Source organism: Shewanella sp. MTB7 (assembly GCF_027571385.1).
Taxonomy (GTDB): Bacteria; Pseudomonadota; Gammaproteobacteria; order Enterobacterales; family Shewanellaceae; genus Shewanella.
The window spans coordinates 5,176,039-5,192,597 of sequence record NZ_CP085636.1 but is presented as its reverse complement, the minus strand read 5'-3'; the positions used below and the strand labels follow the sequence as shown (position 1 = coordinate 5,192,597).

Annotated in this window: 12 protein-coding genes; 10 read left to right on the top strand and 2 right to left on the bottom strand. The window is 43.6% G+C overall.

Translation table 11 applies throughout. From position 1 onward, the window contains the following. Positions 1-36: 36 nt before the first annotated feature. The 7 genes from HWQ47_RS22545 (at position 37) to HWQ47_RS22515 (ending at position 9,492) form a co-directional block, all read left to right on the top strand. Positions 37-2,112, top strand: coding sequence for an endonuclease (locus HWQ47_RS22545; protein ID WP_269968236.1), 2,076 nt, complete (start codon positions 37-39; stop codon positions 2,110-2,112). A gap of 120 nt (positions 2,113-2,232) precedes the next feature. Then, positions 2,233-3,969: a bifunctional UDP-sugar hydrolase/5'-nucleotidase UshA gene (gene ushA, locus HWQ47_RS22540; RefSeq protein ID WP_269968235.1), complete on the top strand. Its 1,737-nt coding sequence runs from the start codon at positions 2,233-2,235 to the stop codon at positions 3,967-3,969. A gap of 422 nt (positions 3,970-4,391) precedes the next feature. After that, complete coding sequence (locus HWQ47_RS22535; RefSeq protein WP_269968234.1) at positions 4,392-5,618, top strand: NupC/NupG family nucleoside CNT transporter; 1,227 nt, start codon at positions 4,392-4,394, stop codon at positions 5,616-5,618. Positions 5,619-5,698: 80 nt separating this feature from the next. Next, on the top strand, positions 5,699-6,409 hold the full coding sequence (deoD, locus tag HWQ47_RS22530; RefSeq protein ID WP_269968233.1) for a purine-nucleoside phosphorylase: 711 nt from the start codon (positions 5,699-5,701) through the stop codon (positions 6,407-6,409). Between the two features lie 254 nt (positions 6,410-6,663). Beyond that, on the top strand, positions 6,664-7,101 hold the full coding sequence (locus tag HWQ47_RS22525; RefSeq protein ID WP_269968232.1) for a PaaI family thioesterase: 438 nt from the start codon (positions 6,664-6,666) through the stop codon (positions 7,099-7,101). A 208-nt stretch (positions 7,102-7,309) separates the two neighbouring features. Next, positions 7,310-7,552: a YgjV family protein gene (locus HWQ47_RS22520; RefSeq protein WP_269968231.1), complete on the top strand. Its 243-nt coding sequence runs from the start codon at positions 7,310-7,312 to the stop codon at positions 7,550-7,552. 494 nt (positions 7,553-8,046) lie between these two features. Continuing rightward, positions 8,047-9,492, top strand: coding sequence for a catalase (locus tag HWQ47_RS22515; RefSeq protein ID WP_269968230.1), 1,446 nt, complete (start codon positions 8,047-8,049; stop codon positions 9,490-9,492). Positions 9,493-9,674: 182 nt separating this feature from the next. Here HWQ47_RS22515 and HWQ47_RS22510 read toward each other — a convergent pair whose 3' ends face one another. Beyond that, entirely contained in the window at positions 9,675-10,241 is a 567-nt protein-coding gene (locus HWQ47_RS22510; protein ID WP_269968229.1) for a TMEM165/GDT1 family protein, read from the bottom strand. Positions 10,242-10,970: 729 nt separating this feature from the next. Here HWQ47_RS22510 and HWQ47_RS22505 point away from each other — a divergent pair. Beyond that, on the top strand, positions 10,971-12,146 hold the full coding sequence (locus tag HWQ47_RS22505) for an aromatic amino acid transport family protein (protein ID WP_269971833.1): 1,176 nt from the start codon (positions 10,971-10,973) through the stop codon (positions 12,144-12,146). Positions 12,147-12,401: 255 nt separating this feature from the next. After that, complete coding sequence (locus tag HWQ47_RS22500; protein ID WP_269968228.1) at positions 12,402-14,558, top strand: S46 family peptidase; 2,157 nt, start codon at positions 12,402-12,404, stop codon at positions 14,556-14,558. 108 nt (positions 14,559-14,666) lie between these two features. On the opposite strand, the gene HWQ47_RS22495 is transcribed toward HWQ47_RS22500, so the two are convergent. Then, positions 14,667-15,020 (bottom strand): YkgJ family cysteine cluster protein, encoded by a 354-nt coding sequence (locus HWQ47_RS22495; RefSeq protein ID WP_269971832.1) that lies wholly within the window; start codon positions 15,018-15,020, stop codon positions 14,667-14,669. Positions 15,021-15,498: 478 nt separating this feature from the next. Between HWQ47_RS22495 and HWQ47_RS22490 the strand changes: the two genes are divergently transcribed. Beyond that, entirely contained in the window at positions 15,499-16,443 is a 945-nt protein-coding gene (locus tag HWQ47_RS22490) for a helix-turn-helix transcriptional regulator (protein ID WP_269968227.1), read from the top strand. The last annotated feature ends 116 nt before the right edge of the window (positions 16,444-16,559 follow it).

Here is a 16,559-nt window from a genome sequence, read left to right as displayed (position 1 = left end):
ATGGTCCCACGGACATAATTAGAACAAAGGATATATATGAAGACCAACCCAACCAAAGTCGCTATGGCCATGGCGATGCTTTGTGGCACTCTATCCACCTATGCCAATGCAGATCTTGTAATAACCGAATACATTGAAGGCTCTAGCAACAATAAAGCAATAGAGATTTCCAATTTGGGCACAGAGACTGTCAACCTTGATGCTAACGAGTACGTACTAACCTTATACTCTAATGGCAAAGGTTTTGATGACCCAGGTAATACCGCCGTACTTACTGGCATGCTTGCACCGAATGCTAGTGTGTTAATCCATAACGCCTCTGCCGATCCAGAATTTATCTTAACTGGTAGTATTGAGTCTAATGTAACTTGGTATAACGGTGATGATGCGCTGGTTCTGACAAAGGATAATGTGATCCTTGACCGTTTTGGCAAAGTTGGCGAACAGCCTGATCCTGCTTGGACAGATCCTAGTAATCCGGATTTTTCCACCATGAATAAAACCTTACGCCGTAAAGCCAGTGTAACCACGGGGGACACAGGAGCTGAATCCAGTTTTCCTGGTGATGATAATCAGTGGCTTGTGTTTGAAATGAACACTTCAGATGGACTAGGGTGTCCAGGTGAAGGTGCATGTGATGGCACTACGCCTCCGCCGGAGCCGGAACCCGATCCAGCACCTTGTAATAACTGTGACATCATCGACAAAGTGGCCGATGCTAGTACCTACCTCCCTGATGAATATTACTCAGATGTACTAAACGGCGACTTTGCCGACGTAGCAGCCAAGAAGCAAGCGCTCACAACGATTGCTGCAACTGGTCACACTTCTGTGAGCTATAAACAGGTCTGGAGTATCTTAACTTATTCAGATGAAGACCCTGAAAACAAAGACAATGTGATCATGCTTTACAGCGGTAAATCAATTTCCAAGCATGATAATGGTGGCAATACTGATGACTGGAACCGTGAACATGTATGGCCCCAGAGTCACGGTGTAGAGGGGGGATATGGCAACACAGATGCTCACCATTTACGACCCGCTATGCCACAAGTTAACGGTGCTCGTAGTAACTACGATTTCGACAACGGTGGTACTCCAGTATCACAAGCACCAGATAACTTAGTTGATACTAAACTCGGAACCTTTGAGCCTAGAGATGCAGTTAAAGGTGATGTGGCTCGTATGATGTTCTATATGGATACTCGTTATGAAGGCGGGCATTCGAGTAATAATGGCGATCTTAAGTTAGTGGATTCCATAGGCACCGATGGCGAGAAGTTAGAAGCCGGTAAACTGTGTACCTTGTATGCGTGGCACAAACAAGATCCCGTTGATACCTTAGAGCAAAACCGCAACACGGCTGTCTATGAGTATCAAGGTAACCGTAATCCCTACATCGACCGTCCGGAATGGGTGCAAGATATCTATGGTGCTCTATGTAACGATGCGCCAGTTCCTGATTTAGATGTGGACTTTGTCATCGATGCGCCTACTGAGGTGAACGAAGGCGCTAGCTTTACCTTTGATGCAACAGGGACAAAAGGCGCAGAGGGACAAGTACTAACCTTCATTTGGACTCAAGTGTCTGGGCCTGAACTTGCCTTTGACACTGATGGTGCGGTGTTAACCGCAGTAGCGCCAATTGTTGCTGTCGACACGCCATACCAATTTAAACTAACGGTAAGTGATGGTGAGTTTGAAGCATACGAAGTGGTCGATTTACTGGTAAAAGATGCGCCATTAGCTATCGAGATTAACATCTTAGGCGAAACTTCAGTTGAAGAAGGTGAACCAATCACATTAGAGGCCAGTGCCGATCCAGCAAACGAAGCAATTAGCTTTAGTTGGGTGCAAATTGCCGGTGAAACTGTGGAGTTTGAAGGCGAGGGGGCGATACTTAAGTTAACCGCACCTGAGGTGTTGCTTGATAGCTCACTGATATTTGTTGTGACTGCAACTGACGGTATAAACTCAGTGAGCAAGAATGTGACTGTTACAGTGAAAAACGTGCAAGGTGATGGCTGGACAGAGCTAGATGGTGCTGGTTCACTCGGTGGTCTGCTGGGATTATTGTTGCCACTAGCCATGTGGCGTAGACGTAAAAGCTAAGTCTTAGTTGATATAACAGTGCAAACAAAAGTCGAGAGAAACTATCTCGACTTTTTCTTATCCCACTCAAACGTCACTTTGGATAGATCACAAAGCCACAATAAAATGGTGAGGTTTACTATGCGTGTTAATTTTATCGGCAGCCTGCTAGTTATAATAGTCATGCCGCTTTTATCTGGGTGTGGTAACCCGCAGACTTTTGCAACGTGCGCCGCAGCAGGTGATGCCTGCACTCAATTCACCATTTTGCATACCAATGACAACCACGGTCGTTTTTGGGAGAACAAGCACGGTGAATATGGCATGGCAGCACGAAAAACCTTGATTGACTCCATACGTCAAGAAGTCGAAGGCCAAGGAAACCGTGTTTTACTGTTTTCTGGTGGTGATATTAATACAGGTGTACCTGAATCGGACTTGTTATACGCAGAGCCAGATTTTAAAGGTATGTCTCATATTGGTTATGATGTGATGGCTGTTGGCAATCATGAATTTGATAACCCACTAACAATACTGGAAAAGCAAAGGCAATGGGCCAAATTTCCTATGCTGGCAGCAAACATCTATACATCAGTTGAAGTTGATGGCGTCGCTAAGCAGGTGCGCTACTTTGAACCCTATAAAATTTTTGAGCTTGATGGCCTTAAGCTAGCCGTCATTGGCATGACAACAGAAGACACGGCTAGAATTGGTAACCCAGAGTATGTGAGTGAGCTGACTTTTACCCATCCCCAACAAGAAATTAAAAATGTTATCGCAGAGATAGAACAGCAGCACTCGGCTGATATTATTTTTGCAGTGACTCATATGGGACATTATGACAATGGTCAACATGGCAGTAATGCGCCTGGTGATGTATTGATGGCAAGATCTGTTGATGAGGGAATGTTACAGGCTATTTTTGGTGGACATTCCCAAAATCCGGTTTGTATGGAGCCCAATACAGAACAGTATGCCAATTTTAACCCTGGAGATAAGTGTATTCCTGATCAGCAAAATGGCACATGGATAATGCAGGCTCATGAATGGGGCAAATATGTGGGCCGTGCAGATTTTGAATTCTTCAATGGTAAATTGAATCTGGCTAAGTTTGAGTTAATTCCAGTGAACCTGAAAGTTAAAGACGCCAATGCTGAACGAGTCTTAGTCGGTAAAGCAATCAAGCCCGATCAACAACTGAAGGATTTTCTAGAGCCCTTTCAATTACGTGGACAAAATAAGCTCGATGAGGTTATCGGCTTCACTAAAGGGGAGCTTATTGGCGATCGCGATTTGGTGCGCAGTCAACAAACTAACTTAGGTCGCTTAATCGCGATGGCACAGAGCAGTGGGCCAGTAAAAGCTGATTTTGCCATCATGAATTCAGGTGGAGTGCGTGCATCTATTGAAGCCGGTGAGATCACTTACCGGGACGTACTGTCGGTACAACCTTTTGGCAATACTATCACCTTCAATACAATGACGGGGGCTGAAATAAAAGAATATTTAACGTCAGTTGCTACGATAACGAGAGGCTCTGGAGGTTATGCGCAAATTACCGGAATAGAGATGCTAGTCAACTGCACTGACAACACAGTAGACATCAGTAAAATTGGCGATCGGGGTTTCAATATACGTGATAATTATAGCTTTACGCTCCCAAGTTATAATGCGGCAGGTGGCAATGATTATCCCAAGTTAGATAAAGCCATCAACACAGGATTTGTCGATGCTGATTTGTTGTATCAATTCTTCAAGAAACAAACTCAAATTATTGCTGCTGATTTTGATATTAACAAAGGCATTACTTATGTGGGCAGTTCCACTGCATTAGGATGTGATCCTGACTCATTAGAACACGTTAACCCTCACCTTTAGCTATTAAAATCGTTAACGACTTAGCCTAAGGCGGTTTTTATATCCCCTTCTTTCTAGAAATGCAGCTTAACTGTCATTTTTATGATTAACAGGCTATTTCTATAGGTTATTGAATTACTGTTTTGTATTATTTAGATCTTAATCTAACGTGATATGGACGATAGGTTGGTTGAATGCGCTTGATACATCTTGACGCATTTGCGTCTTATTTTATGTTTTTCTACTTGTTTTCCATATATTTTTTATGAAGTCTGTGATCTTTATGTTGTGCTTGCTGGGATGTTTTTATCGTTTAAGCACTATTGTGCGGTTTAATCGGCTAAAAGTGACATTTAATTCTTATAAATTGACGCATATCGCTTGCAGCTAATTTAAGCCTGTATAAACTGCCGACATCTAAACGTTATCTCGGTAAAAAATGTATGGAAGTTTTCATCAGTTTGTTGGGAATGATCAGCCTTATCGGTTTGGCTGTACTTATTTCAGAAAAGAGAACCGCGATCAATTTGCGCACTGTTCTAGGTGCATTAACCTTTCAGGTCGCCTTCGGTGCGTTTGTGATGTATGTGCCTATGGGGCAGTCTATGTTAGACAGCGCTTCCGGTGGTGTGATGCACGTCATTGGTTATGCTAATGAGGGTTTATCTTTTCTGTTTGGTGACCTAGCCAAATTTGGTGTTGGCTTCATCTTCGTTATTAACGTGCTGTTTGTGGTGGTGTTTGTCAGCTCGCTCATTGCCGTTCTTTATTATTTAGGGATTATGCAGCTGATTATCGGTGTGATTGGTGGCGGTCTTTCGAAACTGCTTGGCACCAGCCGTGCTGAATCCCTTTCAGCGACAGCCAATATTTTTGTTGGTCCTATCGAAGCGCCTTCAATGGTGCGCCCTTTCGTGAAGCATATGACCCGCTCTGAGCTGTTTGCCGTGATGACCGGTGGTTTAGCCTCAGTTGCCGGCGGCACTATGATCGGTTATATCCAGATGGGCGTTGATGTTAAATATGTTTTGACCGCTGCCTTTATGACGGCGCCTGCGGGATTACTGTTTGCCAAGCTTATCTGGCCTGAAACAGAGCAACCTCAAAATGACATCAAGAAGATAATGGATGAGCAGGAAGATAGACCAGCCAACGTCTTAGATGCTGCAGCTGGCGGTGCGGCAATGGGCATGCAACAAGTGATCGCGGTATCGGCGCTGTTGTTAGCCTTTGTCGGGTTGATCGCGATGGTGAACGGCATCATCGGCGGGATTGGTGGCTGGTTCGGCTTTGGTGAATTGACCATGCAGATGATCTTAGGTTATCTGCTTGCACCACTTGCTTGGGTCATGGGTGTACCTTGGAGTGAAGCAGTTCAAGCGGCGTCGTTTATTGGTCAAAAAATGGTGATCAATGAGTTTGTCGCCTATATCGATTTCCTTAAGGTTGCCGATCAACTGTCTGAGAAGACCCAGATTATTATCAGTTTCACCTTATGTGGTTTTGCCAATATCGGCTCTTTAGCTATGGTGATAGGTGGCTTAGCAGCACTTTGTCCTGAGCGTCGCCATGACCTTAGTACCATAGGCATGAAGGCGCTTATTGCTGCTGCATTAGCCAACTTAATGAGCGGTACCATCGCAGGCTTACTGTTTAGTTTAGCGAGTTAACCCTTAGCGCATTAATCGCTATTAACATTATTTTATTGTGTCGTTAATTGAAGCGGCACTGAACTTATTAGGAAAAACACATGACTCCACATATCAATGCTGAAGCTGGCGTATTTGCAACGACTGTCCTTATGCCTGGCGACCCACTAAGAGCTAAGTATATCGCCGAAAACTTTCTTGACAACGCAGTGTTGGTGACGGATGTCCGTAACATGCTGGGTTATACGGGCGAGTATCAGGGTAAGAAGATCTCTGTGATGGGCTCAGGCATGGGGATTCCTTCTATCTCTATCTATGCTAAAGAGTTGATCACTGAATATGGCGTGAAGAACATCATTCGTATCGGTTCTTGTGGCGCTGTAAGTGACAAGATTAAGTTGATGGATGTCGTGATGGCCATGGGGGCTAGTACGGATTCTGCAGTTAACCGTACTCGTTTTGAAAATACCGATTTCGCTATGATTGCAGATTTCAATCTGTTGAGAAAAGCGGCCGATGCGGCTGATAAACTAGGTGTTAACTACCATGTGGGTAACCTTTACTCTTCTGATCTTTTCTATAGCTCCGATGAAGCGCGTTACGATCTTATGGAAAAGTACGGCATTTTAGGTGTCGAGATGGAAGCGGCAGGTTTGTATGGTGTGGCAGCTGAATACGGTGCTAATGCGCTGGCGATGATGACAGTGACAGATCATATCAGACAGGGACTTCACTTAACGGCTGAAGAGCGCCAACAGACGCTGAATGAGATGATCAAGTTAACATTAGAAGCGGTTAGCCAAGATCTTTAATCTCTATTTAAGCTAGCCCAGCTTATCTGCCGGGCTAGTTAAGAAAAATAGTGATACCGCTTGCCCTACGGCTCCCGAATGTTCACTTAAAGCCGATCGTTTTCAAACGAATTGGCATCAAAAATAAGAATGTTCGAGAGCCACCCATCATTCTTTGCTTTGTCTTCTTAACGAGACTCAACTCAAACACTTGTTTAAATTTTCTGCGTGACCCAGTAAACTGTGAGCTTATTATGATAATAAAAGGCTAAGGTATGAGTATCTGGTTTAGACCTGTAAGTTTAGAAGATTGTGCTAAAATGGATTCTGGAATGCATGGAAAGGGGACTTTGATGCAGACCATGGGGATAAAAATCTCTGAAATCGGTGCTGATTATATGAAAGCGACGATGCCTGCAACGCCTGCTATTCACAATCCGCTTGGCATCGTTCATGGTGGGGCGAATGTGGCTCTGGCGGAAACTGTTGCTAGTTATGCCGCTAATTTTGCGGTTGATTTTGAGCAGTACTACTGCGTCGGCCAAGAGATTAACGCCAATCATCTTAAAGCATCACGTAATGGCATATTGACCGCGACAGCTAAAGCCGTTCATTTAGGTAAACGTAGCTCAGTATGGGAAGTGCTTATCCATAATAGCGCTGGTGAATTATGTTGCATCTCTAGAATGACAGCGGCGGTTGTTAAGCGTTAAAAATCAAATAGTCATCGCTGACTAGCGCAGTTATGTTCGGCAACATATGCTGCTTTTGTTGTAAATCCTAGAATGACTGCGGCGGTTGTTAAGCGTTAAACGTTAGTTATCAATGGATTGTTGTTATTTGATTAATTAAGCTTTTCCAGTGAGCAGATTTTGTTCATAATGACGATTATCTAGCAAAGGGATTATCAGGAGAGCTTATATGGATAACGCAACCATTTGGGAGTGGCTTGGGTATCTAGCTTCAGTTGTGATTGCAATTTCATTGATGATGTCAAATATCAAGAAACTCCGCTGGTGGAATCTGATTGGTGCTGCTTTATTTGTTGCCTATGGCTTAGCCATCGATGCCATTCCTGTGGCATTGGTTAACTTCTTTATCGTACTCATCGATGCCTATTACTTGGTTAAGCTTCATAAAGATAACCCCGCAGCTTCTGATTGATATCGTTGCCAGATTTTGATTCTTATTTATTAAGCTCAGTTTAACGCTTTCCTTTACGTTTATTAATTTTCATTAACTAATTGATAGTAAATTAAATTTAATTCACTTAATTGATTTACATCAATGTGACTAACAACTTAAAAGAATACTCTCCAGCAAATGAAAAGCTGCTGAGTTCCTTTACTGAAATAATATTAATCGTCAAATCCTTTTAGGTTAATCTGTTTTAATCGCTTTATTCTTGTGTGACTTTTAACTACTCTTATCTCATCGACATAGTTACACGTTATTAAATATAAAGCGTTAGGAACGGTGACCATGGCAACTATTTATGATCTGATCGAAACTTGGGTTAATGAAAAGCGTGATTATTCGCTTTCTTGAACGACCAAGTAACCAGTTTGTTTTCATGCTGATATTATTAATTTAATTAAAGTTTTTAAGCTGATGACCAACTTTATTATAATGATTGATGTGAGTTCTAGGAGTTTATTATGGATAAGAAATTGACCACAGCGTTTGGCGCACCGGTACCCGATAATCAAAATGTTAAAACAGCAGGCAAGCGCGGCCCTATGCTGCTTGAGAATGCTTGGTTTCTTGAGAAGCTAGCTCACTTTGACCGTGAAGTGATCCCAGAACGTCGTATGCATGCTAAAGGTTCTGGTGCTTTTGGTCGTTTCACTGTTACCCATGACATTAGCAAGTTTACTAAAGCTAAGATGTTTGAGTCGATTGGTAAAGAGAGTGAAGTTTTTGTGCGTTTCTCGACGGTTGCAGGTGAGCGTGGCGCTGCGGATGCTGAGCGTGACATTCGCGGTTTTGCAATTAAGTTTTACACCGAGCAAGGTAACTGGGATCTAGTGGGTAATAATACGCCTGTCTTCTTCCTTAAAGATCCACTTAAATTTCCAGATCTTAACCATGCGGTGAAGCGCGATCCTCACACGAACATGCGCAGCGCTAACAACAACTGGGATTTCTGGACCTTGTCACCAGAATCATTACATCAAGTAACGATAACCATGGGTGATCGTGGTATCCCTAAATCTTTCCGTCATATGGATGGTTTTGGTTCTCACACTTACAGTTTTATTAGCAAAGATGATAAGCGTTACTGGGTGAAGTTCACCTTCAAAACTCAGCAAGGTATTGAGTATTTGACGGATCAAGAAGCTGCTGAGGTCATTGCTAAGGACCGTGAAAGTAATCAAGCTGATCTATTGCATGCGATTGAGCAAGGTGATTTCCCTAAGTGGACTCTATACGTTCAGATCATGGAAGAGACTGCGGCAGGTGATTGTCCGTTTAATCCTTTCGATTTAACTAAAGTATGGCCACACAAGGATTATCCTTTGATCCAAGTGGGTGAACTAGAGCTTAACCGTAATCCGGATAACTATTTTGCTGATGTTGAGCAGGCTGCATTCGCACCGACAACTATCGTACCTGGTATCGGTTTCTCACCTGATAAGATGTTGCAGGGACGTTTGTTCTCTTACGGTGATACTCAGAGATATCGTCTAGGTGTAAACCATAGTCATATCCCGGTTAACGCACCTAAATGTCCATTCCACTCTTTCCACAGAGATGGACAAATGCGCACCGATGGCAATGCGGGTCGCACCATAGGTTATGAGCCAAACTCTCAAGGCCAATGGCAGGAACAGCCTGACTTTAGTGAGCCACCAATGCAGATAGATGGTGATGCGGATGCTTATAGCCAAAGTGGTGATGATCATTACAGTCAAGCTGGCGATCTGTTCAGATTGATGGGCAGTGATGAGCAGCAAAGATTATTTGCCAATACTGCAGCTCAAGTTGGCGGTGCTGATAGACATATTCAGATCCGTCATATCCAGAACTGTATGAAGGCTGATGTTGCTTATGGCGAAGGTATTGCCAAGGCTCTGGGCATTAGTGCTGACGAGCTTAAGTAAAGCCAGCTAAGAGCAGCTGTGGGTTTCTAGCTACGAGTTACGAGTTAAAAGCAGTTTAGAGCTATAAGCTTAGATCCAAAAGAAACTAAAAACGAAGGTTGCGGGTTAAGGATTGAGAGCTTTTCTCAGCTTGAACTCGCAACTTTCTTTGCTCTGTCTTTAGCCCGTGACTCGTGGCTTGATTAAAACAGTAATGTAGCGACACCTAATAGTGCAAATAGTACAGCGCATCCCCTGTGTATCAAGGTCATAGGCAACTTCTCTGCACTAAAATGCCCAAGGATAACCACAGGTACATTGGCGAGCATCATGCCCAATGTTGTGCCCATCACCACCATTGCAAGGTCATCATATTTGGCAGCGAGTACGACGGTTGCTATTTGAGTTTTATCGCCCATTTCGGCAATAAAAAATAGAATAAAGGTGGCGAGGAATGGTCCCATCTTATAAAAGCGACTCTGCTCTTCATCCATCTTATCCGGAATTAGCACCCAAAGTGCAATGATGAAAAATGCCCCTGAAACGATATAACGTGCTAGGTCTGGACTGATAAAACCGATAGCCCATTGGCCTACCCAAGCGGCGGCAAAATGGTTGGCTAAGGTTGAGATAAATATCCCGAGAATGATCGCCGTTTTTGCTCCGCTAAGATGACTGAATCTAGCTGCAAGGATAAGCGCGAGTAGCTGAGTCTTATCGCCGATTTCGGCAATGGCGACGGTGAAGGTTGATGCGAGTAAAGCTTCCACTAAGTGAGTTCCCAGGGGGCTAAAATTCTGAGAACAGTAACCGGCCCCCTTTTAAAATATTGCAAGCAATATTGGCGGTAACTGCGCTCAGGTCTTGCCTAACAATCTCTACTTAATGTTTGATTGTCGTGAATACCATGACGATGTGGCCAAGTATGTTGATGTTCACCCAAATGAATCCGTTTGCTAGTGGCACATTTGGTGGCTACTCCCCTGAAGTAGTGGGCGAATTATACTGATTCAAAACGAGAGTGCAACAAGGCATCAAACGCTTAGGTCGAAAGCGTTATCACTGTCACGGGTTTCAGCCTAGGTGAATCTCAGCAATTTATGTTTAGCGGATAGAGGAAAAGTTTAACCTTATGATATCAAAATGTTGCTATTTTGAGTCTGTGTCTAATTTGTTCACAAGTGGCTTGCCGACTGGGTTTGGCTCTGTTAATGTCCCCCTCTGTCATTTTACAAGAGTTATGCTGTAGTGAAATCTGTATATCTATTTTGTTCTCGATTTATTCAGCCTCAGTGGCTTTGTCGATAGGGAAAATAACACTATTAACTAGTCATTGAGGCCAATTGTGATCACAAAGGTCAGCAGACCTGATTCGATTGGAGGCCGTTAATCATGATTTCATATCTTGCTAAACCATTCCTGCCAAATCGTTCTAAATCAGACTTACCAAAAATCTAGAATAAAAATATATCTAACAGGACAAATTTGTGAATTTAAAAATGCTTGGCTCTATCGCTATCGTCGCAGGAACGGCCATCGGCGCCGGAATGTTAGCGCTGCCTTTAGCTACTGCTGCACTCGGTATTATCCCCGCTATCGTGCTACTCGTTGTTATTTGGGGTCTATCAGCTTACACCTCTCTGTTGATGCTAGAAGTTAATCTACGTGCTGGGGTAGGTGATAATCTGCACGCAATTACTGGCAAAATATTGGGTAAGAAAGGGCAGCTAATACAGGGCGCCTCCTTTCTCAGTTTGTTATTCGCCTTAACTGCTGCTTACATTACTGGTGGCTCATCTTTGCTAATGTTGAAAGCTGAAACCATGTTCGGCATATCTTTAGATAATCAACTTGCTGTAGTGGTATTTACCCTGACGCTTGGTTTGCTTGCTGGGTTAGGTGTGGCTTGGGTCGATAAGGTATCACGGGTTTTATTTTCATTAATGATCGCGCTGTTGGTCATCACTGTTAGCTTTCTACTTCCTGAAGTCAGCCCATCACAAATGGCTGTAATGGCAATGGAAGAGGGGAAAGTTGACCTGTGGATGGCCGCAATTCCTGTGGTGTTCACCTCTTTTGGTTTTCATGTTTGTATCGCAACGTTAGTGCGTTACTTAGACGGCGACGCGCTTAATTTACGCAAGGTGTTGCTAATCGGCTCGACCTTGCCACTATTTTGTTATGTTCTGTGGTTATTAGTGACTTTGGGCACCGTGGGAGCACAAGAGATCCACAGCTTTGGCGGTTCACTGCCAAGGTTGATTACCTCCTTGCAAGATATCGCCTCACAACCTTGGGTTAGTAAGTGCATTTCACTGTTTGCAGACTTTGCCTTAGTGACCTCTTTTATCGGTGTGACCTTAAGTCTGTATGACTTTATTAGTGAGTTAACTCGCGCGAAAAGCACTGTAGTGGGTCGGGTTCAAACGTGGTTAATTACTTTCGTTCCACCAGTGTTATGTGCCCTCTATATTCCTGAAGGCTTCGTTGCCGTATTGGGTTTTGCGGCGGTGCCTCTGGTGTTTATCATTATCTTCCTACCGATTATGATGATACTGAAACAGCGTCCTAAAGCGAGCGGAGGTTATCAAGTGTGCGGTGGCAAGCCGGCGCTAGCCATTACTGGCGTATTAGGTATCGTCATTATTGCAGCCCAGTTGATGGTGGCGCTTTAATACTGAGTGATAAGTAACCGTATAACATCCTTTACTTTGCCGATTACTTCGCTTTGTAAGGGATTAATGCAAAGGGTTTGTAAGCCACTTTGCCTATGATAAAGTCGAGCTCGAATATGAAAATATCGAACTCGGCTTTTTTTATGCTCCGATTTTGCTAAGGCGAAGTTTATAGGCTGCAACTGCTGAGCAATTGATGCGAGTAAAACAGGATGAGAATCATCAAACTAATAATTAAAAAATGGATTTAACAACATGAAGAAATGGCTTCTCACCGTCGCTGTTGCTGCCACATTTGGCGCACAGGCTGACGAAGGTATGTGGCAACCACACCAACTGCCAGCAATGGCAGATGAACTTAACGCGAAAGGGCTAGAGATTGATGTAAAATCTATCTCTAAGCTGACTGAATTCCCGATGAATGCGGTTATCAGCCTAGGTGGCTGTACTGCATCGTTTGTCTCCTCTAAAGGACTGGCCGTGACTAACCATCACTGTGCTTATGGTTCAATTCAATACAATTCAACACCTGAGAAAAACCTGCTTAAGGATGGCTTCTTAGCTAAATCTTATAGTGAAGAGTTACAGGCAACGCCCGGTTCACGTATCTACGTGACTGAAGTGGTAACCGATGTGACTGATAAGGTAAAAACAGGCTTAGAGAGTCAGGTTGGTAACGACTATTACCTAGGCATTGAGCAGAAAGAGAAAGCGTTAGTGGCTGAATGTGAGGCCGAAGATGGTTATCGCTGTAAGGTTTATAGTTTTCACGGCGGCCTTGAGTACTACTTAGTGAAGCAGCTAGAGATCCGCGATGTGCGTCTGGTTTATAACCCGGCTGCAAGCGTTGGTAAATACGGCGGCGATATCGATAACTGGATGTGGCCACGTCACACCGGCGATTTCTCCTTCTACCGTGGTTATGTGTCTAAAGACGGCAAGCCTGCTGATTTCAGTAAAGACAATGTGCCTTACGAGCCAAAGAGCTTTTTGAAAGTCTCTGCTAAAGGTGTCAGTGAAGGTGATTTCGTGATGGTGGCAGGTTATCCAGGCCGTACCAATCGTTACCGCACAGCCAATGAAGTTGAAAATACTTTTGAATGGGCATACCCAGAAGGCAAGATGCTGCGTGAGCGTTTTATTGAGATAATCAAAGAGACAGCGCCAGAAGGCAGTGATGAGCGTATTAAGTATGAAAACCTGATCGCTGGTTTAGCCAACTACGCCAAGAACTTTACTTCAATGATTGAGTTTTATGGTAAGTCGACCATGCTTAATGAACGTAAAGGACGTGAATCTGAGTTGGCCAACTGGATTAACAAAGACAGTAAACGTCAGCAGCAATATGGTCAGACAATGGCTGAACTGGATAAGTTGATCGTGGAAGGGCAAGAAAATCAAGCCCGTGACATTATCCTAGGCTATATCAAATATACCACTATGGTGCCAACAGCTCGTAAACTCTACCGTTTAGCCAACGAACAGCAGCTTGATGATATGGCGCGTGAGCCAGGTTATCAAGCGCGTGACATCGTTCGTTTTAAATCAGGTATGGAACGTATCGACCGTCGTTATGCGGCGAGTGTTGATAAAGCGGTACTGCTTGATTTACTAACGCGCTATGCCGTATTGCCTGCGAGTGAGCGTATTCCTGCGCTGGACAAGGCATTTGGTATTGGTAAGACCTTAGATGAGAAGAAACTGTCTAAGACTTTAGACATGATGTATGCCAAGACAACACTCGGTGATATGGAGACTCGTCTCGCTTGGATGAACAAGTCTGTTGCTGACTTTAAGGCATCAAACGATCCTTTCATTCAGCTTGCCGTTGACATGTATGACACCGATATGGCTTCTGAGAAGAAAGATAAAGAGCTTGAGGGTAAGTTGATGAAGGTACGCCCTCAGTATATGGATGCCATCATCGCTTTTAATACTGAGCAAGGCAATCCAGTTTATGCTGATGCGAACTCAAGCTTGCGAGTGACTGTTGGGCATGTGAAAGGCTACTCGCCTCAAGATGGTTTAAAGGCGGTGCCTTTCACTCGTCTAGAGGGTATCTTAGCGAAAGATACTGGTGCGAACCCATTCGATGCACCGTCTAAGCAGCTTGAGCTTATTCAGCAGAAGCAGTATGGCGATTTCTATATGAAATCAATCGATTCAGTCCCTGTTAATTTTCTGTCAACTTTAGATACTACTGGTGGCAACTCAGGTTCGCCAACCTTAAACGGTCGTGCTGAGCTAGTGGGTCTGCTGTTTGATGGTGTGTATGAGAGCATCATTGGTGATTGGGGTTACGATACTGAGACTAACCGCTCTATTCAGGTCGATAGCCGTTATATGCTATGGGTAATGAAGTATCTGGATAATGCCGATAACTTGTTAGCCGAAATGGAAATTGTTAACTAGCCTCAGGTTACGAGTTATAAGTTCTATAAGGCGTTTAAGTGAAAACTTAGACGCCTTTTTTTATGTCAGGTCGGGTGACTCTTGTCGATTGGGCTAATGCCGATGGTATTAGACCAATACTTGTCGTGTGTTGGCGATGTAGTGATGAATTTCAGCCTCTGTTTTCGTGTCTATCATCTCTTTTGGCCGACAACCATTTGGGCAGGGCATATTGGGTGTGGTGCCAAACACTCGGCAAATCAAGGGGCGTTGCTCGTATACATTGCAGCCTTTAGGGCCCAAGTGCACACAATCCCACTTCTCTAATGCGGCATCATGTTCGGCGTCAGTCTTGACCGGTAGGCGCGCCATCTCTACTGAGGACGTGGTTACTGGCCCGCAGCAATCGTGACAACCCGGCACACACTCGAATGTCGGAATACGCTCGCGCAAACGCGCGACAGTTTCTCGGTCATTGTTTATTAAAATTTTCATTAGCAGTTAACTCTTGTGCGATTCACGACCATTATAATCCCAGTTCACTAGACGTTGGCAATCTCTTTAGATTCATAGAGTGCTATGAGCGGACATTTAATCTCTGCAGGAGTGCTCCAAGAGCAAAACTATTACTTCGCAAAAATATCTACACATTAGTTCACGGGGGACCGTAAAGAGGATTAAAGAAGATAACAAGTTTAAATCTGTTTTTTACTTTATGTGTAGAGAGAATATTCAGAAATAAATTGACGAATACGACTCAAGTCAGTTAGTTTTTCATTCGATTACAATCGAGAAACATTGTGCTGTCAATTAAGATTGTTCAGTACGTGGTATTGTATCAATCTTATTTTTTGGCGTTAATCACTACAGTGCTGATGATGTCTAGCGGATGTTACTGCGCTCGTGTACCGTTCTTTGTTGTTTAGGACAATATTTTATTCATACATTGCAGAGGTGTACGGTGACAGGTTCGGAAAACTTCATTAGAGACTTATATTGCCGAGCGAGTGACTGGGAGCCGATCTCTTTTAGAGCTTGGGCTCTAGAGCAGTTTGCTAACTTGTGTTCCGCCGATGCTGCATTATGGGGCACGGGAAGTTATCAAACTTATGAGTTCCATTGTTGTGAGGTCTATGGGCTGGATAATCAATACGGTGAAAAGTTAAGGAATAGCCTTATCTATAACCCGATGGCCAAGATGGTGATGAAAAACCTTAATACCAGTGTTTTAATGAGTGATATTTTACCGGATGACGAGTTTTATTCTTCAGAGCTCTACCAGATATTGTTTAAGCCTTACGGAATAAGCCGAATTATCTCGACGGCATATAAAGAGAAGTCCAGTGAACTGTATTCGTTAATTAGTTTGTATCGTTCCGATGAGTCAAAAGACTTTACCAAGGAAGAACAGCTGCTTATTAATCGTTTGGTTCAACATCTGGTATCGGCTGGCGATCATAATTACAAACTCAGTTTACCCGAGCAAGGTGATGGTGAAGCATTCGCTATTTGCGACCGACATGGCTATTACTGGCATATTTCTTCGGGTTTTCAGCAATTCCTAAGCGGTCTAGAGTCAGACTCTGTCGATAGCAGTTATTTTCCCTATAAGATCGAAGGGCCGGCAGAAATAAAGTGTGATGAAGTGATGTTCAATATCGTCGCGGCTGAAAGTTTGTTTAAAATCGAGGCTCGCTTGATTGGACCTTTGGATAAGCTGACTTTGCGGGAGCTAGAGATCGCATCTTGGCTTGAAAAAGGGATGACCTTTAAGCAGGTGGCCAAAGTGCTGGAGTTATCACCGTCAACGGTGTCTAACCACTTATATCGTATGTACCAAAAGTTGGGGATCGCCAGTCGCAGTGAACTTGTTGCCTTGTTGAAAAATCCCGTCGATAAATCTTAGTGAATCAAGCTATACAGACAATAGTGATGTGAAAGAGTAGTAGGGCACCTAACAAACAGAATCGTTGAAAGGTACCCTAGATGTCGACTAAATCGAGCATTTCTTAGTGAATATTT